We start from the raw sequence: 24,186 nt of genomic DNA on the forward strand, positions 1-24,186 counted from the left end.
AAACCACACGCGGAGATATGTTTACACGCGCAGTGGCAGGGCGTTTTGGCGGATTCTCTGCGGCGATGAGCGCAACTCCAACTAAAGCAGGGTCCTGTCAGTCAAGCGATTTCCTCCAGTCCCGAAAGGTACTTGCATCCAGTCGCTGCTCGCCTCCGGTCTGGTTGCGTGGTGTCACGTTCAACTCGTCGCGGGCATAGACTCGACTATCCTCGGGCGGTTCAATGCCCATGGTCCGCAATAGCACGCCAACAGACGCCAAAATGCGATACCGAACATAGTTTTCGGCCGATTTGGCGTTCACCAAATTGGCTTCGGCCTGGAACAGTGCGTTCTGTGTATTCAGAACATCCAGCAATGACCTCTGTCCGACAGTGAACTCTTGTTCATACGTATCCCGCAGCTTTTGCGCGATCTTGACCTGAGCGGTGATTTTCTTTGTCCGTCGCTGCGCCGTCCTATAGATAGAATAGCTTTGGCGAACCTCGTTTTCGACGTTTCGTGTTTGGGCCAACAACCGGGCGCGGCTTTCGCTGACACGGCGCACTTCTTCCTGACGAGCAGCCCTTTTCGAACTGCCTTGGAACTGATAGCGCATTACCAGCCCGATCCGCGCATCGGCAACATCTCCTTCGAACCCGCCCACATCTTCGCCTACGCGCCCGTCAGCTTCGAGAAATAGCTTGGGAAGAGCATTTGCGTCAGTGCGTCGTGATTGTGCTTCGGCCGAGCCGACGTCGGCCTGAAGGAACCGTATGGTGGGGTTCGCTCGACGCGCAATCTCGAGCGCGGAATCCAAATCTGCAGGCAAAGCACGGCGAATGTCCGGAACCGTCGAGAGCCCTTCTGCGTCGACACCAACCACGGCGATGAACAGGTTCTTGACATCTTCCAAGTCAAACTCGAACGAGATGATTGTATCTTCGGCCAAGATCAGGCGTTCCTCGGCCTGCTGAAGATCTCCGATTCCGACAACGCCACTGTCATAGGCTCGCTGTATCCGACGCAGGACTTCGACGTGATAGTCCCGGTTGTTTTGGGCCAGTTTTACCAGGGATTGAACGCGTAAAACATCCGCATAAAGGCGGATGGCCTCCAACGACAGAACTTCCGAACGCTCAAGTACACGCAGTGCGGCAGCATCGATCCGATAAGCCTGACGTTCTATTTCGGAGCGGGTCTCGCCAGCGTCGAACAACAATTGCGACATGCGGGCGCCAACCTCGTACCCGCCGATCCATCCATCAGCGGCGGACAGGTCAGGAGTAGTGGTGCCATCGTTGATGCTGCCCCCGGCAAATGCGTCCAGTTCGAAGCGTGGGGCCCAGAAACTGCGCGCCTGTTGCAGTTCAAACTCAATAGCCTGTTTGTTGGATTCTGCGGCAGTAATCTCAGGGTTGGTCTCAAGAACGAATAAAATAGCGTCTTCCAGAGACAACGCGTTGGCAAATTTCGGCAGTGACATCGCAGCGAGACAGATCATTGCCGTGCCGCAAATGAATTGACGCATGGATTCCCTCAAAGACTTTCCTGTTAAGGAACGCAGATAGGCAGATTTGATTAGAAAGATTGCCCAACAATGGGCAATTGGCAACATTTTATTGCGATACGTGCAATTGACTCGCCCGCTGCGGGCAGCAAACTTGTCAAAGCACTTTTGTCCTGACATCTTTTTGGTGACCAGCAAATGAATGAGGTCGGAATGGTTCGATTTTTGGGGCTCGCTCGCCTGGCTGTTTTTCTGGTTCTTTCTGCGGCGCCGGCCAGTGTCCTGGCCGAGGTGTTCGGGACCGTTAACTTCAATTTCGACTCTGATCAGTTGGACGCGGAAGGTCAGCGACAAGTCGCCGAAATTGCTGAACGGCTAAAGGCAACCGACAGTTACAAGCCAACCGTGGTCATAGGCTTCACAGACGCGGTTGGATCAACGGGATACAATCAGGATTTGGGGCAAAGACGAGCAAACACTGTTGCGCGGGCACTCGTCGCTGCGGGCGTTTCGGTTGACCAAATCGGAGATATTTCTAGCCGAGGCAAATCCGACCTTTTAATCGCTGTGTCCACGGCCGAGCGTCGAAATCGCCGTGTTACAGTGGGGCTGGCAGACATTTTGGCCGCCTGTCGCAGCTACCGTGACGTACCATTATCGCAAACAGCTGTTGGCGACGAACTGCAAAACGATCTTGTGGCCCGCCTACAGGTTGCAGTGGCCCAATATGACCAACTCACCAGCTCCGGCCGCAACGGCCCGGCGTTTCAAATGGCAGGTGCTGCACGCGAAGACTGCGGTAAGGCAATCGGATTGAATGCTGAATCCGTTCGTAAGGTTGAGTATGCCAAACGCTGTTTTTGTAGCTCGGCCCGGTTGGAAGCCGCTTTGGCGCAGTAGCTTGACTGCTGTTGGGCGCAAATGACAAGTTTTGCCAACCTTCGGTCTATTTGCGCAGCGATTGTCAGTAAAGCGGGTTGCGATCGCAGGGACCAAACAACCAGAAAAAGTCAGCTTTGAGACGTCCGGCTCCGCATCCAATGACTGAAAATAGCCCAAATTTGCAGCTGAGACGTATTCTGACTGGGTTTAGAAACCAGTGATGATCGGCCAAGTTTATGAGTGGAACATTAAAGGCGCTCAATTCAGGACTTGCAAAGAATCCTGATCTGCTTTTGACGTCAAAATGGAAAACACGCGAGGACAAAATGATTATCCGTTGGTGGCGAGCAGTGGCGGGAACTGATGAGGTCTTGGAGCAATACGCTGATCACCTAAGACGAACGACATTCGTTGAAATGGCACAGCTTCCCGGGCATTTGGGGGCCGCTCTTGCAGTCAAAGTCAAAGGTCAACATAACGAGCTGGTGGTTACGAGCCTTTGGTCTGACCTCGCTTCTGCGGGGCACTTCGAGAAAGGTGACTTTGATGATGCGGTGGTTAAACCAAGCACGCAGGAACTCCTCAAGTCGTTCGACCTGAAGGTCGAGTATTTCCAAACCGTTGTTGCGACAGGTAATCTGGCTGACGAGAACTAAAGTCCGAATTTGGAAAGTCTGCTTTAGTTCGCCGAACTGGCATTAATGTGCCTTGCGACTGTTAGTTACCCGCTGTGAGACCACTTTGACCGACGCTGCGCGATGCCCGAATGACCGCAATTGCGCAGATCGCGACGTTTTAAAACTCTTAGCAACGAAGCCGCAGCAATGAGTGGCATTTGCTGTCGCAAAAATTATACGTACGATCGCATTTAAAGGCGTTCGTATCTTTACGTGCTCGAATGGGTCACGAACCCTTTCAAAACACGAAAAAACGTTGAAGCAAACGATTGAGCAAGAGAAAAACGGCTCTGACAAATTCAACGAAGGACGTTGGAAATTTTTAGAAAGCTCTCTGCCATTTGCAGCCGCTGCAGCAGGGATTGCCGCACTGCCAACCGCGGTGGTACCGCCGATTCATCCAACGGCTCAATCGATCTTTTTGTGATCGAGCCGCTGCCATGGCAGGCAGTACTGCCGCTGGAATGTCGAGACTTCGGCTCGCGGTACTGACTCTGGGGTCTCTGATGCGAGGCATTTGGCATCTGTCACGTTAGGGTAGGGGTAGTGTACGAACAGTCACATAATTGGTTGAGACACGTTTGCGAGTTGTGGCTTTGCCGACTAGATGTTTGTCCACGTGTACTGGCCACGTTTTCTTCGCGTCTCATTGCCAAATAGCAGAACGCGCCACAATTCCACTGCGGCCCCCCAACTGTGAGAATTCGAGACTCTGCACATTACTTAGGTTGTGCGCGGGGAAGTACGTCTGTTCAACAACGCCAATCTGACGGAACACACCGTGGCGGGACATCCCTTGGGAAGTGCCCCCTTTGATTGAATCCATCTTTTCTGCGCCCCCAAGTTGGAACTCAGGTTGCCGAAAACGATGGGGTTTCAATTCAAACAGAGAGCTTAAGAGTTTTCGAACAGAACCGACTATGCTTCCTGACCCTAAGGGAACTTCTCCGATAGTGCTTCCTACCTTTGTAAAAGGAGGAACACACAATCAAACCGAGGGATCATACACCTTTCCCTCGCTTGTCGAGTCAGGTTCCCGCTCTTATCAAATCGCTAGCCTTTTCACCGATCATGATGGCCGGTGCATTAGTATTCCCGCTGACGATTTCCGGCATGATCGAGCAGTCGGCCACCCGTAGGTTGTCTATGCCATGTACCTTTAGTTTTGCATCTACGACTGATGTTTCAGTGCTTCCCATCGCACAAGTGCCGGTAGGGTGATAGATTGATGCAGTGTTTGATCTGACCCAGTCCAACGTGCCTTCGTAGTCGTTGCAACTCAGTTGAGCCGTTGGTCGAAACTCCTCTGAAATCTTCGAGGCGAGAGGGTTCTGTTTGGCAATGTTACGCGCGATATTCACCCCATCGACGATGGTTCGGCAATCTGTTTCAGTGGACAGATAGTTCGGAATTATTTTGATGTGTTTAGCCGGATCTGGGCCGTTCAAACGTAGCTCTCCCCGGCTTTCCGGGCGCAGTTGGCAAACTGACATGGTGAAGGCTGAAAACGGATGAACACCCTCGCCAGGGCTGTCAGCGGACCAAGGCTGGACGTGAAACTGGATATCTGGTGTTTCTACATCCTGGCGTGTTTTCATGAAGCCGGTGGCAAGGCTGGCGGCCATTGTCATAGGGCCTGCACGGAACAGTGCATATTTCAGGGCGATACGTGCCTGATTGAACAGGCTGCGGACTTCATCATTCAGCGTCGGCTCATTGCATTTGAACACCAGCCGGGCCTGCAAGTGATCCTGTAGCCCTTTGCCGACACCTGTCAGGGCGTGCAGCGGTGCGATGCCATTTTCCTTTAGGTGTTCGGGGTCTCCGATCCCTGAAAGCATCAGGATTTGTGGTGAGTTTATGGCTCCGCCGGACAGGATGATTTCGCGCCGCACTATCAGTTTTTTCTCGACGCCGGAACGATCCCGGTAGACCAGACCGGTTGCCTTTTTCCCTTCCAGAACCACGCGCGTGACCAGAGCGTTCGTGATGATGTTCAGGTTTTGTCGATCCCGGATGGGTTTCAGATAGGCAACGGCAGCGCTGCACCGGCGGCCATTGCGGGTGGTCAATTGGAAGTACCCCACACCCTCTTGTTCCGCACCATTGTAATCCGGGTTGAACGGATAGCCCGCCGCTTGCGCTGCGGCCACCCATGCGTCGCAGATCGGACGTTGAATACGCATATTGGATACGGACAAGGGCCCGCCAACGCCATGGAATTCATCTTCACCCCGCTCCTGATCCTCGCAGCGCTTGAACAGGGGCAGGACATCGTCCCAACCCCAGCCCTCATTGCCCATTTGCCGCCAGCGGTCGTAGTCTTCTTTCTGTCCGCGCACGTAGAGCAACCCGTTCAATGAGGATGACCCACCCAGTACCTTGCCGCGCGGCCAGTCAATGGACCGACCGTTCAGCCCAGGATCAGGTTCTGTGCGATAACACCAATCGACCGAGGGGTTGTGCATAGTTTTGAAGTAACCGACAGGGATGTGAATCCATGGGTTAGTATCGCGGCCACCTGCCTCTAGCAGTGCAACAGTCGTGTTAGGATTGGCGCTCAGCCGGTTGGCAATGACGCAGCCCGAAGACCCCGCGCCCACAACCGCATAATCCACTTCCATGACTGCCTCCTCCTAGCGCCGTTGAAAAAACTCTATGCAAGATGCAAGAATTATACTAGCATTTTTTGATACAAAACGTCTCAATAATTGCGATCAGGGAGGTAAGCAATGGAGATCGGTAAGAAACTAAGTGGGATTTCGCGGCGGGATTTCTTCCGCGTGGCTGGCCGTTATGGAATGAGTTCCACGTTGCTGGCAGCAGGTGGGTTTGGTGGAGCGATGAGCTTGGCCAATCTGGCGCAAGCAGCTGAATCCACGTATGAAAAACGTTTCTCAAAAGAGCCGAAACACACGCTGAAATTCGGTGCTTCGGGCTTCAATACCCGCAACCTTCTGATCGAGCGCGCTGGGGCGATCGAGTTCGCGCGTGATCTGGAAGAACGCACAGACGGTGAGATTCGGATCGAGTTCATCGGCGACAACCAGATATGTGGTCAGCTCAGCTGCGTTGAAAAAACTCAGCAGGGAATCGTCGATATCTACGCTGCTTCGACGCAGAACTCGGCCGGTGGCGCGCCTTATCTGAACGTGCTGGACTATGCCTATATGTTCCCCAGCCGCGCGGCGCAGTACCATTTCTTCTATAGTCCTGCGAGCCAGCGCATTCTCCGCGACCCCCTGGAGAAACGGCATGGGCTGAAGTTCCTGTTTACCCATTGTGAACTGCGCGGTCTGCAAATGGGCTCGACCTTTGCGGACAAGCCCACAGTGACCAAACTGGAAGAGCTGTTCGGAACCAAGAACCGTGTGACAGGCACACAGCTGGGCCGGATTGCAATGCAGTTGCTGAACCTGAACCCGGTTCCGGTGGCCTGGGAAGAGACGCTGGACGCACTGAAAACAGGTCTGATTGATGGGGCTGAAACTTGGGCCTCAGCCGTGGCTTACGCCAATATGGCACCAGTGGTATCGCAATCGGTGAACCTGAAGTTCTTCTGTGGCACCGAGCATACCTCGATGTCAGCCAAGGTCTTTGACGGCCTCGGAGGTGAGTTGCAGGACGCAGTGATGGAGTCATCCTATTTCACTCAGGCGTTGATCCAAGGTGCGAATGAGGCCGCTTTGCTGAACACCGTTGGCTTCTCGGAACCGCAGCTTCCCAATACGATCTTTGCCGAAAACGGTGTCCGCCCCGCTTTCTTGCCGGACGATCAGATCAAACTGGCTGAAGAGATGTGCGCGCCGAATTATAACCCCGAGCCATGGGCGCAGTGGCGTGAACGCCTGAACAAATGGTCTGGCGGCATCGATACGTATCAGGAAATCTACGACATCGCGCGTGAGATACCCGCAGACACACTGCCGGAAAATGTAGAGCCGCGCCGTTGGTGGATGGGTCAGGCCTGATAAGCTGATGTGAACCGGCCCCAAACGGGCCGGTTCGAAAAACACACCGACTGGGAGGACGGGGTACATGTCGTTATGGGCAGACATAGGCGCGATCTTCAGCGCCTTTCTCAGCCAGGATTCGTTCGAGATTCAATCAGCTCTGGAATCTGACGCTGCTTGGGTTCTGGGTGCAGTGGCTTCCGCATTTGGCGGGCTTCTGGTCATGCTGGTCTATCGGACAGTGCCCTTCATAGAGCGCCATCTAGAACGATCTGTGATGGTTTATTCGTATCTTGCCATTGCATTAATCATCTTCTGGGGTGTGATCGACCGTTTTGTGTTTAATGATCAAGAGCCATGGTCAACGACCATTCCGCCACTTTTGTTCATGGTAATGGCTTGGTTCGGGGCGTCTTACAACGTACGCCTGCGTACGCACTTGAGCTTTAGCGAATTCCGCACCGCGATGCCGAGGGCAGGTCAGCTGGCTTGCCTGATCCTTGATGCGGTTCTGTGGTTTATTTTCGCGGTGATCGTCATCGTCACCACTTCCCGGCTGGTGGCGCTGTCTGCGTCTAACTTCCAGATCGTACTTGGTACCGACAATATCATGCAGTGGTGGTTCCTTCTGGCCGCACCGCTGTCTTTCTTTCTAATGGTCGGACGCGTGTTCCAGAACCTCGCTGACGATCTGCACAACTGGACAACAGGCAAGCCGCTGATTCAGCAGGCCGTGATCGGAGCAGACTGATGACAGACGGAACCATGGTCACATTGATTTCGCTTGGTGTTACGTTTCTGTTCATGCTGGGCGTGCCGGTTTTGCTGGTGATTGGCTACTGGGTCATCGGCTGTTCCTTTGTTCTCGGCCTGACCCTAGACAACATGGGTGCCGAACTTCTGAACGTTTTCAACAAAGGTTTTGCACTGCTGGCGATGCCATTGTTCATTTTGACTGGAGACCTGATCAACAAATCAGGTATTGCGCGGCGCCTCAGCGACTTCGCCTACGCCTGTCTGGGCTGGATACGTGGTGGGTTGGCAATGGCATCTCTCGGCGCTTGCGGATTGTTCGCCGCGATTTCGGGTTCCAACTCGGCGACAACAGCAACAATCGGGTCGATGCTGCACCCCGAGATGGTAAAAGGCGGCTATGACGAACGCTTTAGCGCGGCCACCGCAGCGGCGGGTGGAACGGTAGGGATCATCATTCCTCCGTCCATTATCTTTATCGTCTACGGCTTCTTGATGAACCTGCCGATATCTGAGTTGTTTGTGGCTGGTATAATTCCAGGTGCACTGATGGTTATGGGGATGCAGTTCGCCTGCTGGATCATCTGCCGCATGAATGGCTGGGGGCATCTGATCCCGCTGCAATTGAACCGAGTATTGAAAACCGCGTTCGGCGCTTGGCTTGGCTTCTTCGCCATCGGTTTGGTTCTGTGGGGCATCTACACCGGTAAATTCTCACCCACCGAAGCGGCGGGTGTGACCGTAGGCTTCTGTGTGATTGCCGGGTTGGTCAGCTATCCGATCAACCGGATCATGGGCGCACGGAACGATATTCCACCGACCGAAAAAAGCTATGCCGAGATGTTCGTGGTCGAAGGTTTTACGATCCCCGAGATCCCCTCAATTGTGATCCGGTCAGCCCAGATCACAGGCATTCTTGCACCGTTGATCGCGATTTCAGTGGTGATGCAGCAAATCCTGTCGCTGCTGGGGGCACAAGAAACCATTGGGAACTTTGTAACCTCAATGGGCGGCTACCACGCGGTTCTGTTCACCTCGATGGTGATCGTCTTCTTTTCCGGCATGGTGCTGGAAAGCTTGCCAGTGACAATCATCCTTGCGCCGATACTCGCGCCAATAGCTGCCTCGGTTGGGGTAGATCCGATCCATTTCTCGGTGATCTTCCTGGTGGGCGCGTCTATCGGCTTCATCACTCCGCCCTACGGCTTGAACCTCTATGTGGCGTCAGGGGTGACTGGTGTGCCCTACTTCCGGCTTCTGCGATACACGGTGCCCTATCTGGTAGCTTTGCTGTCGGTATGGATCCTGGTGTCGCTTGTGCCTGATCTGGCCTTGATCCTGCTGCCAAATAACTAGAATGTTGCGGGATGGCCGAGACGGAAACACAAGACAAAGAAACTCAGATCCCGACCAACCTGCGTCTCCTTCTTATACTTGAGGAGGTGGCGCGGCGCGGGGTCGCCATCAAACCAGCGGACCTGATCGAGACTTTGGGACTGGCAAAGCCCACTGTCCACCGTCTGCTACAAACCGCAGAGGCCGAAGGTTTCCTGCAGCGAGATCTGGATGGCCGCTCATATGGTCCTGGGCACCGGCTGCGGCTACTTTCAGTCAATATCATGTCTTCCGAACATCTGCGCACAGCGCGTTTGGCTATCTTGCGCAGCGTCGCCGAAGACGTTGGTGAGACCTGTAACTTAGCCATCCCGGACCGGGAAGGGATGATCTACCTCGACCGGGTTGAAACGAAATGGCCGCTACGCATACAATTGCCAATCGGAACTCAGGTGCCCTTCCATTGCACGGCTAGCGGCAAGATGTACCTGTCTACTCTGCGTCAGAAAACGTTGGATGGGTTTCTCTCGGCAGGCAATTTAAAACCGCAGACCGAACAATCCCTAACTAACCCTAGAGCATTACGCGAGGAAATCCGCGGAATCGCTGAGAAGGGTTACGCGACAGATGATGAGGAATTCATGGCCGGAATGACGGCCATCGCTGTACCCATTCGTGATGGACAAGGCAGATTAGTAGGCACACTTTCGGTACATGCTCCAACCCAACGTCACGACGTCAACAGCCTGCTGTCCTTTCTGAACATCCTGCAAAAAGGAGCAGGTGAGCTTTCGGAAATGCTAACTGACTGAAGCCTGCTTGTGGCCATCATCAAAGCTCTCGCCCATTGAGACAAAAATGATCTTTCTAAGCTGGCTGAAGAGTTCAGTTGCTAGGTCATTCCCGTTCACTGTCTGCAATGTCCATGACTTTTATCCGCGACAGCGACCAGATCGATGCGGTGCAGATCTGCCGTATGGCAGGCGACACGCCGATAAACTCGTGATGTGCCGGTTCCGAACTGATCGCCTCTTGCAGACAACATCCAAGGGTCGCAAATGACCGCCACTATCTGACGTCACCTAACGAACTCACATGCGGCCAAGTATTAACGTATTCTTGGCCGCGCTCATTTCGGTCTTCCAGTGTAGTCGCGTTGCTTTAGCCCAACTCGGTCCCTATGCCCAAAGGACCTTTTTGCGATTAGAATCTCAGTGACAGGCATGACATGCCGCCATCCAACTTGGCGCAGTCGGCGTTGTCGATCTGGACGACCTCATACCCGGCCTTGTCCAAAACATCTGCGGTGCGCGGGAAACCGGCCGCCATCAGGACCAGATTGTTGAAGCGAATTGCATTGGCGGCCGCTTCTTCACCGTCGGCAACATGCAAAACCCGGTAGCCTTCAAAGCACCCGGACGCGTCCAGGCGCTTGGTCGCAAGGATGGTCTCTGCATCCATCAGCGAGCAATCAGTCTTGAAATGCAATACGCCTTCAGGCGTAAACACCTCACGCAACGCATGACCCCACACATTAGCGATTTCTGTCAGTTCGGCCACTCCTGCAGCGTCCGTTCGATCCGAGCGGCCGACGAGGATTTCCTTTCCGGTCACCAGTATGTCGCCGCCTTCAACATGGCCAGGGCCTTTGATCTCGCGGACGTCATCGTAACAGGCACGGATCGTCGACGATATTTCTGCCACCTCACCCAGACGGGAAGGCGCGCCAGGTCGCATCAGGATAGCACCTTGCGGCAGGCACAGCGCGGTGTCCTCAACGAACTGAGCGTCCGGATACGCTTCAAGCGGGTCAAGCTCGATCACTTCTGCTCCGGTACTGCACAACGCGCTGATATAGGCCGAATGCGCTGCCAGCATACCCTCGAGGCTGGGATTGCCGATATCCTCGGCACGCAGTCCGTCTACAATGGTCGAGGCAGGCTTGCGAGTGATGGCGCGGGTAAATTCAAAGGTTGGATTTCGCATGAGTCACTCCTGATCCGGACGGTGCCCGGCAATATTAATTTCCAGAATAGAGGGGCCGTTTTGCGCATTGGCTGCTTTCAGTGCAGCGGCAACAGCTGTCGCGTCTTGCGGAACGCGTTTGAAAGGAATGCCAAACGAGGCAGCAGTGGCGGCAAAATCGGGCGGGGTAGGGTCGCAACCGATCACCTCAACACCTACGTCCTCCATGGAAGTAGCGATTTCGCCATAGCCATGATTGTTCCAAAGAACAAAGGTGATGCGCAGGTTTTGGTCCACTGCGGCCATGATCTCGGGCAGTGAGAACTGGGCACCCCCGTCACCAGCGATGCAAATCACGGGCGCTTTCGGATCGGCGATCGCAGCGCCGATAGCGGCCGGAATGCCATAGCCAAGCGCCCCGTATCCAGTGGCGGCATTGAACCAACCACCGGGACGGTCGTGGTCGTAGTAGAGGTTGCCTGCATAAATCGGCTGAGTAGAGTCTCCGATCATAAGCGCATTCGGGACTGCAGCGCGCATTGCCGTCAGAATCCTGACTTGGGCGCGGTAGTCCGGGCCTATCTCTTCGAAGGCTGCGACGCGGGTTTTTTCAGCGCGGTCTATGCCATCTCGTTGGTTGGATTTTCCGGGTAGCGCTGCAAGCAATGAGGATATGACCTCATCAGTTCTACCCTTTATGGCGATTGCGGCGTCGTGACGGGCCAGTTGATCCGCGCAAATATCCACTCGTATGAGCCCTTGCATAGAGGCCGTTTCTCCGGTGGCATACATGTCGTAGTCGGTTGGGCCCAACTCGGTCCCCAAAGCGAGGACGCAATCGGCTGCCTCTATCAACGCCCGGACAGCCTTTAAACTGGGGCTGGCGGCAACAGTCAGTGGGTGCCCATGCATCAGCCCGCGTGCATTTACGGTTTGCACGACAGGTGCATCGAGGCGCTCGGCTAGAGATTGCAGCTCCTCGTCTGTCATCTTTGCTCCGCCGCCCGCCAGGATGACGACTCGCCGTGCAGCCGACAGCCGGTTTACCGCCTGTTGGACCAAGCCTCTGTCGAGTGTCTGGCCGGAAGGGTTGTTCGGGGTTAGGGCGCTTTCCGCGGCCAATCCTGCTACATCCAGCGGGATCTGGATATGGTTGGGGCCTGGTCGTCCAGAGGAATAGGTTGCAAACGTGCGATCCAACGCAGCGCTCAGGTCACCGGGTTGGTTCACATGTTCTGAAACCAGCGCAATAGTCTTGGCAAGCGAATGCTGGTCGGGCAGCTCATGCAAATGGCCGAGCCCCTTGTTTAACGTGTTCTTTTCGTTGACGCCGGACACCACCAGCATCGGAACGGAATCCGCTCGGGCCTGCGCCATCGGCGTCAGCGTGTTTGTCAGGCCAGGCCCTGTAATCACAAAGGCCACGCCCGGCTTGCCCGAGACACGCGCATAGCCGTCAGCCATGAAACCTGCGCCTTGTTCATGCCTTGGAGTCACATGCTGGATACCTGAGGCGGCCAGCCCGCGGTAGAGTTCGACCGTATGAACGCCAGGAATGCCGAACACACAAGACACGCCCCGTTGTTTCAACTCGGCGACCAGTGCTTCGCCCACTGTTTGGTTGGTCATGCAACGCTCCGTTTGCTGAGGTTTGCGTGGGTGACGATGCGGTCTAACGCTGTCGCAAAGCGGGTGTCGTCAATCGTGAGGGCGACCCGAACCCAGTTCTTAAGGCTTTCGCCAAAGGCAGAGCCGGGCATCACAGAAACGCCGTGTTCCAACAGATCCCAGGCATATGCGTCACCATCCATTCCGATGCCCGACACGTTGACCAGTGCGAACATGCCGGCATCCGGTTGGTGGACGGTCAACGGCGTTTCACTATGAAGGCGGCGTTCCAGAACAGAGGCACGGGCGGCAAAACGGGACGCCATGCCCGCGGCGACCGAAGACCCGTCTCGTACGGCTTTCTCAGTCATGTCTGCGATGAAGGGCTGGTTGCCAAACAGCATCGTTTCCGAGACCGGTAGCAAGGCCGTACAGAACGTGGTTGGACCTACACACCAGCCGCTGCGAAACCCAGGGGCCGCGTGAGATTTGGAAATCGACGAGACCGCGATGACCCTATCAGCCAGTTCCGGCTCCGAGAGCGGGGAAACAAATTCAGCTCCTTCAAACACCAGATGCTCATACACTTCGTCTGAGATGATCCAGAGGTCGTGCTTGATCGCGAGTTCGCCGATTTGCCGCACATCTTCTGCGGTCAGGATCGCGCCTGTAGGGTTGTGCGGAGTCGTCAAAAGTATGGCGCGGCTGTGTGGCGTGATGCGCGCGGCGATGTCTTCGGCTTGCAGCCGAAATCCGTTTTCCGGGCGGAGCGGCACCGGTACAGGCTTGGCTCCGGATGCGCGTATTACGCCCTCATAGGTGGCATACATCGGGTCACCGACAAGCACTTCGGAACCTGCTTCGGCAACACCCTGCATCACCGTATAAAGCGCGGTCTGCGTGCCGGGAAAACAGAGAATGTTCTCAGGCAAGAACTGCCGCCCGCGGCGTTTGGTGTAAGAGTCTGCCAAGGCTGCGCAGAGGCCAGCCTCTCCGCGGCCGTTGGAATATCCTGTACGACCCGATTGCAACGCCAAAGCAGCAGCCTCGCAGAGTTCTGGCGGCGTTGGTACGTCTGGTTCGCCGATTGTCATTTCCACCAGATCTGCGCCGGCCTCGACCATCGCGCGCGCCTTCAGGTGTACTTCCCATTTGCCGCCGCCCAATCCGGCCAGCCGTTCGGTAATTGCTGTCAGCCTCATTGGGGCTCGCTCTCCTGCGTTAGATCCAAATCGATAATGGCGGAAACGGATTTCAGCCCGATTTCCACCAATTCACCTTGCTCAAAAGCATCGGGCAATGCGCCGCCCTCCAGCCAAAGGCCGTCGATTACCGCGTTGCAAGCAATAGCCAGTTGCCGCAACTGGACAGGGGATACCGAGCGGTTCGCTTCTTTTAGCGAGGCAGCGATCAGCCCTTCAAGCTGGTCCCGGAAGTAGGCGTATGTCCGTTCGTGCGTCGCCTTCATTTGTTGGTCTTGCTGCACCTTGTTCAAAAAGCTCGCCCAGAGAGCAATAGCGCGGGGGTCGACAACCGGAGGTGTTAATGACGCCTTCACAAAGGCTGCCAACCTAGCCTGGGCGCTGGCTGCGACTTCGTTCGCGGGTGCGAATGTCTGATCTGTCATCGAGTTCATGTGGTGCTCATACGCGGCGACGATCAGCTCTTCCTTGGAGTTGAAATAATGACGGATCAGCCCCTGCGTAACATCTGCGCGGTCAGCGATTCCCCGCACCGTGGCGCCACGGACGCCCTGCTCGGCCACCAAATCAAGCGTCGCGAGAATCAGTGCATGCTGCCGGGATTCGGCCGACTCACGCTTAAATTTCTTGCGGTCCTCGCTCACGATCGGTCCTTTTTTGCGGGTGCCAAAATTATACACTTGCATAATTACTATGCTCGCGGCTTACTGCAATCAGAAAGTTGGGGTCAAAGAAAAATGGACACAGCCGCCGCTGACGCAGTTGCTCAACAACCGGATACGCGCCGTGAGGCGATCCGTGTTGAGGACTTGCATAAGTCTTTTGGAAATCTCGAGGTGCTGAAAGGCGTGGACCTCACCGCGCATCAAGGTGATGTCGTCGCGATCATTGGCGGCTCGGGTTCTGGCAAGTCGACGATGCTACGGTGCATCAATTTCCTTGAAACGCCGACCTCCGGCAAAATCGTAATCGGCGGCGAGGAAGTGGCAATGCGGGCAGATGGTAGCCCGGCGAGCCAGAAGCAGATCGAGCGTATTCGGACCAAATTGGCGATGGTGTTCCAACAGTTCAACCTATGGACCCATCGAACGCTGTTGGAGAATGTGATCGAGGTTCCGGTACATGTATTGAAGGTGCCAAAATCCGAGGCGATCGAACGTGCGCGCGAATTGCTGGTCAGAGTAGGTTTGGGCGGCAAGGAGGACACCTTTCCAGCATATCTGTCCGGTGGTCAGCAGCAGAGGGCGGCTATCGCTCGGGCGCTGGCGGTCGATCCGTCTGCGATGCTCTTTGACGAACCAACCTCCGCCTTGGACCCTGAACTTGTCGGCGAAGTTCTGACAGTGATCCGTGATCTGGCTGCCGAAGGGCGTACTATGCTATTGGTCACACATGAGATGAAGTTCGCGCGCGAAGTGGCGAACCACGTCGTCTACCTCTACCAGGGGCGCATTGAAGAGCAGGGACCACCTGCCGCCCTCTTTGGAAATCCGCAATCGGAACGACTGAAGCAATTCCTCAGATCAGTCGGATAACACGAAACAAACCAAATAAAACCAACAGGGAGAAACCTAATGAAATTCAAAGCACTTCTGACTGCAGCGTCAGCCGTAGCCGCTCTAACCGCTGGTGTGGCCGCAGCTGAACAAGTCAAGATCGGTATTGCCGCCGAGCCCTATCCTCCTTTTGCGTCACCTGACAGCTCGGGCAATTGGGTCGGTTGGGAGATCGAGGTGATCAATGCCGTTTGTGCCGCCGCCGAGCTCGACTGCGTGATCACCCCTGTTGCCTGGGACGGCATCATTCCGTCGTTAACCGGCCAACAGATCGACGCGATCATGGCCTCGATGTCGATCACTGAAGAGCGGCTAAAAACCATCGACTTCAGCGATGCGTATTACAACACGCCAGCAGTCATCGTGGCGGACAAGTCGATGGAGATTGAGCCGACCCCAGAGTCGCTTGCAGGTAAGATCATTGGGATCCAAGCCTCTACGATCCATCAGGCTTATGCTCAGGAATATTTCAAGGATGCAGAGCTAAAAGTCTATCAGACGCAGGATGAAGCCAACCAAGACCTCTTCGCGGGCCGTATCGACGCCACGCAGGCGGACAGTATTGCCATGGCGGATTTTGTGAATTCGGACAATGGCAGCTGCTGCGAAATCAAAGGTGCTGTCGCGGATGATCCAGCAATCTTGGGTCGTGGCGTAGGTGCCGGTGTGCGTAAAGGCGACACCGAGCTTCTAGAAGCGCTTAACAAAGGGATCGCGGCGATCCTTGCAGATGGGACCCACGAGAAAATCACCGAGGGTTACTTCACCACCAGCATCTACTAAGGCGCTGTTGTGACCGGACTGTTAGAGACACTGGGCCTTGGCACCAGCATGGAGTTGCTGTCGCTGTCAAGCTGGGGCGGCAACTTGCTACGCGGGCTTGCCAATTCCCTGCAAATCGCTTTTGGCGCATTTGGAATGGGGCTGGTTATCGGGCTGTTCGGTGCCTACGGAAAACTCTACGGCGGGAAGGTCACGCGTGACCTTCTTGCCATCTACACAACAGTGATAAGGGCAGTGCCTGAATTGGTGCTGATCCTGATCCTGTATTATGTCGGCAGCGATATCATCAACAAGATCTCTGAGGCTATCGGAGGAGGTCGGGTTGAGATCAACGGTGTTGCCGCCGGGATTTGGGTGCTGGGGGTAGTGCAGGGGGCCTATGCCACCGAGGTGCTGCGTGGTGCTATCAAGGCGGTGCCGGTGGGGCAGATCGAAGCGGCGAAGTCCTATGGAATGCCCGCTTTCATGATTATGCGCCGGGTAACAATCCCAGCGATGATGGGATTTGCAGTGCCGGGGCTGGCCAATCTGTGGCTTATCGCGACCAAAGACACAGCCTTGCTTGCTGTCGTCGGGTTTAGTGAGTTGACGCTGGAAACGCGACAAGCGGCGAGCAGTACTCGAGCCTACTTCACCTTCTTTTTGGCTGCAGGTTTCTTGTACCTGATGGTCACCCTTTTCTCGGGGGTCGTTTTTGCTCGCATCGAGAAATGGGCGCGGCGTGGTCAACCATCGTTGAAGGGAAGCTCAGCATGATCACTGTAAAGGCCCTTATGCAACCGCACCGTATCGTCATGATGCTGCTGTTTGCTGCCTTGGTGATCTGGTGTGCCTTCTCGCTGCGTTGGGATTGGATTCCAAAGTATGCCCCTTTGGCGCTGCAGGGTCTCTGGACCACAATCTGGCTCTTGGTTGTCACAACCGTTTTAGGCTTTCTGATGGCTGTACCGCTGGGATTGGCGCAGGCGGTCGGCCCTTGGTACTTGGCCACGCCCGCCCGAGTGTTCTGCACGATAATTCGGGGCACACCGCTGCTGTTGCAGATCTGGTTGCTATACTATGGGCTTGGTTCGTTGTTTCCACAGTTTCCCTGGATACGGTCGTCAGAACTTTGGCCTTACTTGCGTCAGGCTTGGCCTTACGCTGTCCTTGCACTGACATTGTCTTTTGCGGGGTATGAGGGCGAGGTCATGAGGGGTGCATTCTCTGGTGTCGCAAAAGGGCAGCTTGAGGCTGCAAAATCCTTCGGTATGCCGCGCTTCACCATGTTCCGCCGGATCTGGTTACCCCAAGCCGTACGCAACGTTTTGCCTACGTTGGGCGGAGAAACCATCTTACAACTCAAAGCAACGCCGCTTGTAGCAACTATCACGGTGGTCGAGATTTATGCGGTTTCGTCCCGGGTTCGAGCAGACACCTTTGTTGTCTATGAACCCCTGCTGTTGCTGGCATTGGTGTACATGGCAATCGCCGGTTTGATTGCATTGGCCTTCCAGCGATTTGAGAGAGCGTGAGGCATTGGTTTCAGTACTTACGAATAGTCGACAGGTGTATCGGGTCAAAATTGAGTGACGCGCTTGACTGATTTTATGGAGGCTGTGGCTGTCGATTGAGTCAAAGACCAGAGAGTCACAAATTGGAGAAACCGGCGCTATCCTGCGTTGCATAAGGATTTATTGAGATCTGACGGAATGGACATCATCGCCAACCTCGTTGAGCCCACGGTGGACACACTGGACATCGGTTTTCATGAAAACCTGCGCTGCAGTAAGTCAGCGTTGCACCTATTCGGGCAAGCCGGCCAAACGCAGAGACGCGCAGTCTTTCTCTAGTCGTTTTACATCAGAAAAAAGCTGAGTTTTCGCCCACTCCGATATGGAGAACTGAGGACGGTACTTCATCACATTCCGTGCTTCGTCGCGTGCGGCATCGAGGTTGTCCATCTCCACATGAACGATCACCAGGTCGAGGTGTCCAAAGCCTTCAACCCTTTGGCCATATTCGGCGAATGCCTCCTTGGCTTCCTCGTATCGACTATCGAGTCTAAGGGCCAAACCCAAAACGCCAGCATACCAGCCCGGATAATGAGGGTTGAGAGTAATGGCTTGCCGTGCCACGCGGATAGCTTCTTTTGCCTGGCCATTGAATGCCAGTGTAATCGACAACCTTGCGGCCACATCAGCATGGTTTGGATTTAGTTGTAGCGCTGCGTTGAACTTCTCGATCGCCGATGCCAGCTTGCCATCAATTGCATCCGCGAAACCAGCAATTGCGTGAGCCTCCGGGTTGTAGCTGTCTATTTCAAGAGCACGTCGAGCGCAGTCACGTGCCTCTGCCAGCGCAGCTCTTCGGTCTTCTACAAAGCCGTGCCTTGCTTCGACAGTGCAGATGAACCCCAAAGTACAATATGGCGCGGAGTAACCAGGATCGAGTGAAATTGCCTGTTGTGCAAACCGGCGAGCGTCGGCCTGTGCTTCTTTTGTTATTCTGCGCGAAGCCTCTACGGCTTGCAATTGAGCAGCCCAGGCATCCAGATTTTTAGTCCCCGAACCCCTGAAACGGGCCATCTCGCCTGCAAGTAATTCGACTTGAAGCTCAGTCGCAATTCTGAGGGCAATTTCATCCTGAACCTCGAACACGTCTTCTATGAGGCGATCAAACCTGTCTGCCCAAATGTGCATTCCGGACTTTGCATCGATTAGCTGCGCAGTAATCCGCACACGACTACCACTCTGGCGAACACTTCCCTCGAGAACCAGATCGACGCCCTGTTCCAGACCGACCTGTTTCACATCCACCGAGCGCCCTTTGTAGACGAAAGTAGAGTTGCGCGCGACGACCAGTAGGTTCGGAAGTTTCGACAGGGTAGTAATAATCTCCTCGGTAATGCCATCGGCAAAATACTCCTGATCGGGGTCAGAAGAAAGATTGTCAAAGGGTAGGACGCCGATCAGCAGTGACTTTGAGTGACTGGCCGGCGTCACTCGCGGTGGAGCGGAGCCTCGTGGCGACCATTGGAATACTTCGACTGGTGACGGGGCGTTCTTGAACTGCCGTTCTCCAGCGCGATGAAACTGCTCGGCGAGCCTCTCGTCAAGGCTGCGATGAACGACATCGGAGATTAACACAGCCCCTTCGTTGGAAGCCTCTTGTAGCCGCGAGGAAATATTGATCCCATCGCCGAAGATATCATCTTCGTCGAATACGACGTCCCCCAGATGCACGCCCACTCGCAGTTTCAGTGAGGACTTAGCTGAAACTTGGCTTTGTAGATCAAGTGCGCATCTCACAGCGTCTGAAACCGAGTTAAACTCGACAATCCATCCGTCGCCCAGCCTCTTTACGATTTTGCCGAGATGATCACTAACCAATGGATCGAAAATCTCTCGACGTAAGACACGGAGTTCGCGGAGAGTTCTGTGCTCATCCGCCTTTATCTGGCCCGAGTAATTTACTACATCGGCCGAGAGAACTGCGGAAAGTCTACGGTTTCCGTTCATGTCACTTCGTAGCGCAAAATACGCTGCTTGGAAAAGACATCTTATTTTTTGCAATTTCGTACGAATTTAATTCGGCCGCATTATCTGCAGAGCAGACTGTAAAGGACTTGAACCGATCGTCCAGGAATGGCAACCCAAAAGGAGACCAGCGTCACGTGGGAAATGTCAGATGAAAAGCCTTGTTCTAACGTGCTGCATTGGAATTGTTTCCTTAGGGTTCACGGCTTTTCCGTCGGCTGCACAGCCCCGGCTAGGCTGGGCGTATCAGGTAGATGGGCTAGCCGCATTTCAAGGGGATGCGGATTTGAGTGAGGGTGGCAAGTTCTCTGCAAGCCGAGCATTTCTGCGTACTACCGCACTTTACAACCTAGAAGGAGGAAACTCCGTTGGGCTTTCCACAAGTTTTGGCAAGCTGGACTATAGCTTCAGCCAATCGAACAACCAGCCCTGGGAAGACATCCGTGACCTTCGCGTCGCTATTCCTGTTCGGTTTCGATTGAACGATAGAGCAACAGTTTTTGTTTCGCCGCAGATCAGGTGGGACTATCAAAGTGGGGCGTCCTCATCTGACGGAAGAACCCACGGTGTTTTTGCAGGTATTGCCTGGCAACTGAGCGAGCGCCTGACAGTCGGACCAGCCTTTGGGGCGTTTTCTCAACTTGATGAAGGCGGTACGGATTTTTTTCCAGCACTGTTGGTCGATTGGGACATAAATGATCGCTGGAACTTGAACACTGGCTCTGGTGTTGGAGCGACGCAAGGTCCCGGGTTGACGCTGAGCTACGCGTTAAATGAGGCCATAAACCTTTCGTTGACCGCGCGATCAGAGAGGATCCGATTCAGGTTAGACGGGGATGGCCTCGCCCCGGGTGGAGTGGGCGAAGATAAGAGTATCCCCGTAGTTCTTTCTGTTGGGTACAACCCGAATCCTGGGGTTTCATTGAGTGTATTTGCAGGCGCAGAATTTAACGGCCGCTTGACGCTAGACGATGCGAGTGGAGCAGAAATTAGCAGTCAGAGCTATGAAACTGCGCCATTGGTTGGGCTGGCGTTTAGGGTCAGGTTCTGATCACAGTATTGAGCCAGCCTGCCATTGGGGTACGGAGTTTTTTTGAGGCTGAGTTTGATCGTCCACTTTTTACGCAGAGCTAACTTCTGGCCCGCTGGGAGACCTTTGTTGGCTGATAGAATTTATCAGATAACCGCTCCACGCCCAAATCTACGTCGTCTTGCTCGCAAGCTAATGCACTGATACCGTGCTTGGACGCTTGGCACGGAAGCTGGGCGATGGAGAATTTATGTTTACGATTGCGGGAAACCGCTAAGTCCTGAACAGCAGGACGACCAAGCCGAATAGAGCCTGCGCAAATAAAATGCAGGCTTCACTTTTGCATGGCTCGTGAGCTCTCAACCATCATCACTAATGCTCGAGCCAAGCGCCTGTCACATCAAGCGGCCTTGTTTGTGTGGCAACACGAGGAAAGACGGAAGACCTATGAAAATACGACCGACAAAGCACGACGATATCACCGCTTTGCAGGAAGTGCTTAACGGCACGAAGCTGTTCCCCTGCGAAATGCTTCCTGACATGGTGAGAGGGTTTTTGTCCGATGGTGACAGCTCTGACATTTGGCTGACATGCGAAGCAAACGGTAGGGCCGTGGGCTTCTGCTACGTAGTCCCAGAGGAGCTTGCTGAAGGTGCATGGAACATGCTCGCCATAGCAATTCTGCCAACCGAGCAGGGTAACGGTTTTGGCGGTGCCATCGTTCAGCATCTGGAAGCAGAGCTCAAGGAGCGTGGACAGCGCATCTTGATAGCTGAAACTTCAGGCACGGCCCAGTTCGCACAAACACGCGAATTCTATCGCAAGAACGGCTACAGCGAGGAAGCCCGTATCAGGGACTTCTGGGCGGCTGGGGATGATAAAGTCGTCTTCTGGAAGTCGCTAGGCTAACAGGAAAAAGCAATGCTGGCTTGTCCTCGGGCAGGCAAGTTTCACTTGTTTGCTCGGTGTGGCAATGGCAGCTTCGTCCGCATTGCGTGAGTTCAGCCAGCCGATTGCTTTGCGCTCTCAGAGAGCGGCAGGTGTGACGGCCCTCGTTGCATCATCGCTGGTGTCGGCTTTGGGCCGTTCTCCAATTGGTGCGGCGATTCAAGCGTCTACATACTGCATTTGCTTCGAGGTCGGCAGAGAGCCTAACCTACTAACTTCCGCACATGGATCGTGTGACCGCTATCGCGCCGTTGCCTTTCTAGCTCATGCAGTTTTCTTGCAAAACTTTGAACGTCCTATTGATCACACTGCGCACCTCAGGAAGAAATCTGTCCTCATGATGTGTTACGAGCCATTGATCGTGCGTTAGATCGGTAATTGGTGGTGATATCCTCTCAAGCTGTGGGAACTTTGCAGCGATGAAGGTGGGGAGAACTGCACGGCAAGAACCGGCAAGGGCTAAGTCAAGCGCGTTGCGTGGTTGCGTAATCTCAACGTCCTCTTTCGTTCGCGGCTTGGCCTGAACCCATTGTGCGGAGGGCGTGGTTCCCAGAACACGCGCCCAGCCTGAAACGCTTTTGTCTTGAGCATAGACCGCAAATCGAATCTCACCAATTCTGCGACCAGCAAGCCTCGAGTCAGTAGGGCGGTGATTGCGAATTCCAATAACAGCTTCACGATGCCCGATTTCTAATGTCGCATCGTCCGCAATGAACCGAAGTCTCGCAGGCTCGCGGCCTGCAATGTAGGAAACCCTTTCGCAAAGCACATGCGTGACCCAACTCCCCGCGGAAACCTTCACCAACGGTCCCGCCCACTCGTTCTTGTCGTTCACCAGGGGCAGGATACGGTTCTCCAACCCGGCGACGCTGGCCAGCAGGTCCTCTCCGTCGGGAGTGAGCGCGTAGCCACGGGCAGTTCGTTCAAACAACTCTTGGCCCAACCGCCTTTCCAACGCCAACATGCGCCGGCCAAGGGTCGGTGCACTTTTTCCCGTTGCGGTCGCCGCTGCAGACAGGCCGCCAAGCCGGGCCACTGCAAGAAACAGACGCAGATCATCCCAGTCCAACATCATTTCATTCATGAAATGATCATTGCAGAGTGTTTCGTTCATGGGAAGCCGTGGATGTGTTCTGGTGCAGGAAACGATAACTGGAGGTATAAGATGCGCTTTCTAGACCAAGATATTTCTCCTATTGGCATGGGGTGCTGGCCAATCGGTGGTCCAATGTTCGCCGGGAATGAGACGGTGGGCTACGCAAATTCTGACGATGCGGAATCCGTCCGAACCATCCATGCGGCGTTGGCATCGGGAATCACGCTTTTTGATACCGCTCCCGCCTATGGCGCTGGACATGCGGAACGGCTTCTAGCCCACGCTCTCAAAGATCGTCCGGATGCGCTGATCGCGACCAAGATCGGTGTCGCCATTGACGAGGAAAGCAAACAGCTTTTGGGGAACGAGGAAGACCCAAGCACTGTGGGTGCTGCAATCGAAGCATCGCTTACAAGGCTCGGGCGAGACCGGATTGATCTGCTTCTGCTGCACCTCAACAGCCTTTCGGTCGCAAAGGCAAAAGCGATTTTCGACGAGGTGGAGCGGGCGCGGATAGCGGGCAAGGTGCGTGCCTACGGTTGGAGTACTGATTTCTCCGTCAATCTGTCGTGCGTGGCGGAAAGACCAGGGTTTGCGACTGTCGAACACGCGATGAATGTTTTGCTGGATGCGCCGAAAATGCAAGGCATTGTCGATGAACATAACCTCAGTGCATTGATTAGGTCGCCGCTTGCAATGGGTCTTCTGTCAGGAAAATACAATGCCAAGTCGACAATGCCTGACACGGACATACGTTCAACCTCCAATCCCAGAACGGACTATTTCAAAGATGCTGCCGGAAACCCCAAATATTTGCAGAAACTTGATGCTGTACGGGATTTGCTGACAACGGGGGGCCGCAGTCTGGTTCAAGGCGCAATCGGTTGGCTTTGGGCAAGGGGTCAGACGAATATCCCAATTCCTGGTATACGAACAGTGGAACAACTCGAAGGTATTGCAGGGGCGTTGCCATTTGGCCCTTTGCCTGAAACTGTCATGAACGAAATCGAAACTGTGATCGAACGCAGTCCTGCTGACGCGATAGACCGAGCCCGCTAGAAAATCTAACCGACTTTCTTAAGCGATGAGGTTTTGAAAACTGCGATCCACAAGACCACTGCACATTGTTGCCAAACAGACGTTGGCGCAGTCGCAGCGAAAGCTCTCGCTGACCCGCTACCTGGTCATTGCCATTGGGAGAGTGCTGCTCGTCGTACCACAGTCTGCTTAGGTGCAGCTGTACTGCTGTGACGATCAATCATAGCTACGGTGGCTCTAGAAAAGCGTCGCCTCACCGGAGGCTTAGACGATGCCCAATTCGGGCTGTAGTCACCTATTCGATGTTGTGCAAGGAACGGTCCTTAGGTGAATTGCAGTTCTTGACAGAGCTA

At 54.6% G+C, this 24,186-nt stretch carries 22 protein-coding genes; 14 read left to right on the forward strand and 8 right to left on the reverse strand.

Going from position 1 to position 24,186, the window contains the following annotated elements; all coding sequences use genetic code 11:
- Positions 1-97: 97 nt before the first annotated feature.
- Positions 98-1,510: a TolC family outer membrane protein gene (locus ACXAGD_RS20905; protein ID WP_475213674.1), complete on the reverse strand. Its 1,413-nt coding sequence runs from the start codon at positions 1,508-1,510 to the stop codon at positions 98-100.
- Between the two features lie 192 nt (positions 1,511-1,702).
- On the opposite strand from ACXAGD_RS20905, the gene ACXAGD_RS20910 reads away from it, so the two are divergent.
- From ACXAGD_RS20910 to ACXAGD_RS20920, 3 genes are all read left to right on the forward strand, one after another.
- Entirely contained in the window at positions 1,703-2,389 is a 687-nt protein-coding gene (locus ACXAGD_RS20910) for an OmpA family protein (RefSeq protein ID WP_475213676.1), read from the forward strand.
- A 218-nt stretch (positions 2,390-2,607) separates the two neighbouring features.
- Positions 2,608-3,027 carry a hypothetical protein gene (locus ACXAGD_RS20915; RefSeq protein ID WP_475213678.1) on the forward strand — a complete coding sequence of 140 codons (420 nt, stop codon included), beginning with the start codon at positions 2,608-2,610 and terminating at the stop codon, positions 3,025-3,027.
- Positions 3,028-3,304: 277 nt separating this feature from the next.
- Complete coding sequence (locus tag ACXAGD_RS20920; RefSeq protein WP_475213680.1) at positions 3,305-3,475, forward strand: hypothetical protein; 171 nt, start codon at positions 3,305-3,307, stop codon at positions 3,473-3,475.
- A gap of 601 nt (positions 3,476-4,076) precedes the next feature.
- Here ACXAGD_RS20920 and ACXAGD_RS20925 read toward each other — a convergent pair.
- Positions 4,077-5,672 carry a GMC family oxidoreductase gene (locus ACXAGD_RS20925; protein WP_475213682.1) on the reverse strand — a complete coding sequence of 532 codons (1,596 nt, stop codon included), beginning with the start codon at positions 5,670-5,672 and terminating at the stop codon, positions 4,077-4,079.
- 108 nt (positions 5,673-5,780) lie between these two features.
- Between ACXAGD_RS20925 and ACXAGD_RS20930 the strand changes: the two genes are divergently transcribed.
- From ACXAGD_RS20930 to ACXAGD_RS20945, 4 genes are all read left to right on the forward strand, one after another.
- A complete protein-coding gene (locus tag ACXAGD_RS20930) occupies positions 5,781-7,019 on the forward strand; it encodes a TRAP transporter substrate-binding protein (RefSeq protein WP_475213684.1) in 1,239 nt (412 codons plus the stop codon).
- 67 nt (positions 7,020-7,086) lie between these two features.
- Positions 7,087-7,752 (forward strand): TRAP transporter small permease, encoded by a 666-nt coding sequence (locus ACXAGD_RS20935; RefSeq protein ID WP_475213686.1) that lies wholly within the window; start codon positions 7,087-7,089, stop codon positions 7,750-7,752.
- Positions 7,752-9,110 carry a TRAP transporter large permease gene (locus ACXAGD_RS20940; RefSeq protein WP_475213687.1) on the forward strand — a complete coding sequence of 453 codons (1,359 nt, stop codon included), beginning with the start codon at positions 7,752-7,754 and terminating at the stop codon, positions 9,108-9,110. The genes ACXAGD_RS20935 and ACXAGD_RS20940 overlap by 1 nt, the downstream gene beginning before the upstream one ends.
- Before the next feature lie 11 nt (positions 9,111-9,121).
- Complete coding sequence (locus ACXAGD_RS20945; protein ID WP_475213689.1) at positions 9,122-9,901, forward strand: IclR family transcriptional regulator; 780 nt, start codon at positions 9,122-9,124, stop codon at positions 9,899-9,901.
- A 391-nt stretch (positions 9,902-10,292) separates the two neighbouring features.
- On the opposite strand, the gene ACXAGD_RS20950 is transcribed toward ACXAGD_RS20945, so the two are convergent.
- Genes ACXAGD_RS20950 through ACXAGD_RS20965 form a run of 4 tightly spaced genes read right to left on the reverse strand, consistent with a single transcriptional unit; the run spans position 10,293 to position 14,508 of the window.
- Positions 10,293-11,075: an arginine deiminase family protein gene (locus ACXAGD_RS20950; protein WP_475213691.1), complete on the reverse strand. Its 783-nt coding sequence runs from the start codon at positions 11,073-11,075 to the stop codon at positions 10,293-10,295.
- Positions 11,076-11,078: 3 nt separating this feature from the next.
- On the reverse strand, positions 11,079-12,683 hold the full coding sequence (locus ACXAGD_RS20955; RefSeq protein ID WP_475213693.1) for a 5-guanidino-2-oxopentanoate decarboxylase: 1,605 nt from the start codon (positions 12,681-12,683) through the stop codon (positions 11,079-11,081).
- The gene (locus ACXAGD_RS20960; protein WP_475213695.1) at positions 12,680-13,864 is read right to left on the reverse strand and encodes a pyridoxal phosphate-dependent aminotransferase; all 1,185 of its coding nucleotides are present in this window, start codon (positions 13,862-13,864) and stop codon (positions 12,680-12,682) included. The genes ACXAGD_RS20955 and ACXAGD_RS20960 overlap by 4 nt, the downstream gene beginning before the upstream one ends.
- Complete coding sequence (locus tag ACXAGD_RS20965) at positions 13,861-14,508, reverse strand: TetR/AcrR family transcriptional regulator (protein WP_475213697.1); 648 nt, start codon at positions 14,506-14,508, stop codon at positions 13,861-13,863. The genes ACXAGD_RS20960 and ACXAGD_RS20965 overlap by 4 nt, the downstream gene beginning before the upstream one ends.
- A 93-nt stretch (positions 14,509-14,601) precedes the next feature.
- Here ACXAGD_RS20965 and ACXAGD_RS20970 point away from each other — a divergent pair, with 93 nt between their 5' ends.
- From ACXAGD_RS20970 to ACXAGD_RS20985, 4 genes are read left to right on the forward strand one after another with little or no spacing between them, the layout of a single operon-like run.
- Complete coding sequence (locus ACXAGD_RS20970; RefSeq protein ID WP_475213699.1) at positions 14,602-15,399, forward strand: ABC transporter ATP-binding protein; 798 nt, start codon at positions 14,602-14,604, stop codon at positions 15,397-15,399.
- A 39-nt stretch (positions 15,400-15,438) separates the two neighbouring features.
- Positions 15,439-16,203 (forward strand): transporter substrate-binding domain-containing protein, encoded by a 765-nt coding sequence (locus tag ACXAGD_RS20975; protein WP_475213701.1) that lies wholly within the window; start codon positions 15,439-15,441, stop codon positions 16,201-16,203.
- Between the two features lie 9 nt (positions 16,204-16,212).
- Positions 16,213-16,959 carry an ABC transporter permease gene (locus ACXAGD_RS20980; protein WP_475213702.1) on the forward strand — a complete coding sequence of 249 codons (747 nt, stop codon included), beginning with the start codon at positions 16,213-16,215 and terminating at the stop codon, positions 16,957-16,959.
- Positions 16,956-17,717: an ABC transporter permease gene (locus tag ACXAGD_RS20985; protein WP_475213704.1), complete on the forward strand. Its 762-nt coding sequence runs from the start codon at positions 16,956-16,958 to the stop codon at positions 17,715-17,717. Before ACXAGD_RS20980 ends, ACXAGD_RS20985 begins: the two co-directional genes overlap by 4 nt.
- A 270-nt stretch (positions 17,718-17,987) precedes the next feature.
- Here ACXAGD_RS20985 and ACXAGD_RS20990 read toward each other — a convergent pair whose 3' ends face one another.
- Positions 17,988-19,703 carry an adenylate/guanylate cyclase domain-containing protein gene (locus ACXAGD_RS20990; RefSeq protein ID WP_475213705.1) on the reverse strand — a complete coding sequence of 572 codons (1,716 nt, stop codon included), beginning with the start codon at positions 19,701-19,703 and terminating at the stop codon, positions 17,988-17,990.
- A gap of 169 nt (positions 19,704-19,872) precedes the next feature.
- On the opposite strand from ACXAGD_RS20990, the gene ACXAGD_RS20995 reads away from it, so the two are divergent.
- Positions 19,873-20,772, forward strand: coding sequence for a hypothetical protein (locus tag ACXAGD_RS20995; protein WP_475213707.1), 900 nt, complete (start codon positions 19,873-19,875; stop codon positions 20,770-20,772).
- A 426-nt stretch (positions 20,773-21,198) separates the two neighbouring features.
- The gene (locus ACXAGD_RS21000) at positions 21,199-21,660 is read left to right on the forward strand and encodes an N-acetyltransferase family protein (RefSeq protein WP_475213709.1); all 462 of its coding nucleotides are present in this window, start codon (positions 21,199-21,201) and stop codon (positions 21,658-21,660) included.
- A gap of 298 nt (positions 21,661-21,958) precedes the next feature.
- On the opposite strand, the gene ACXAGD_RS21005 is transcribed toward ACXAGD_RS21000, so the two are convergent.
- Entirely contained in the window at positions 21,959-22,813 is an 855-nt protein-coding gene (locus ACXAGD_RS21005) for a LysR family transcriptional regulator (RefSeq protein WP_475213711.1), read from the reverse strand.
- On the opposite strand from ACXAGD_RS21005, the gene ACXAGD_RS21010 reads away from it, so the two are divergent.
- Positions 22,787-23,854 (forward strand): aldo/keto reductase, encoded by a 1,068-nt coding sequence (locus ACXAGD_RS21010; RefSeq protein ID WP_475213713.1) that lies wholly within the window; start codon positions 22,787-22,789, stop codon positions 23,852-23,854. The two genes, ACXAGD_RS21005 and ACXAGD_RS21010, sit on opposite strands and share 27 nt — an antisense overlap.
- The last annotated feature ends 332 nt before the right edge of the window (positions 23,855-24,186 follow it).

Source organism: Ruegeria sp. ABF4_144 (assembly GCF_056160045.1).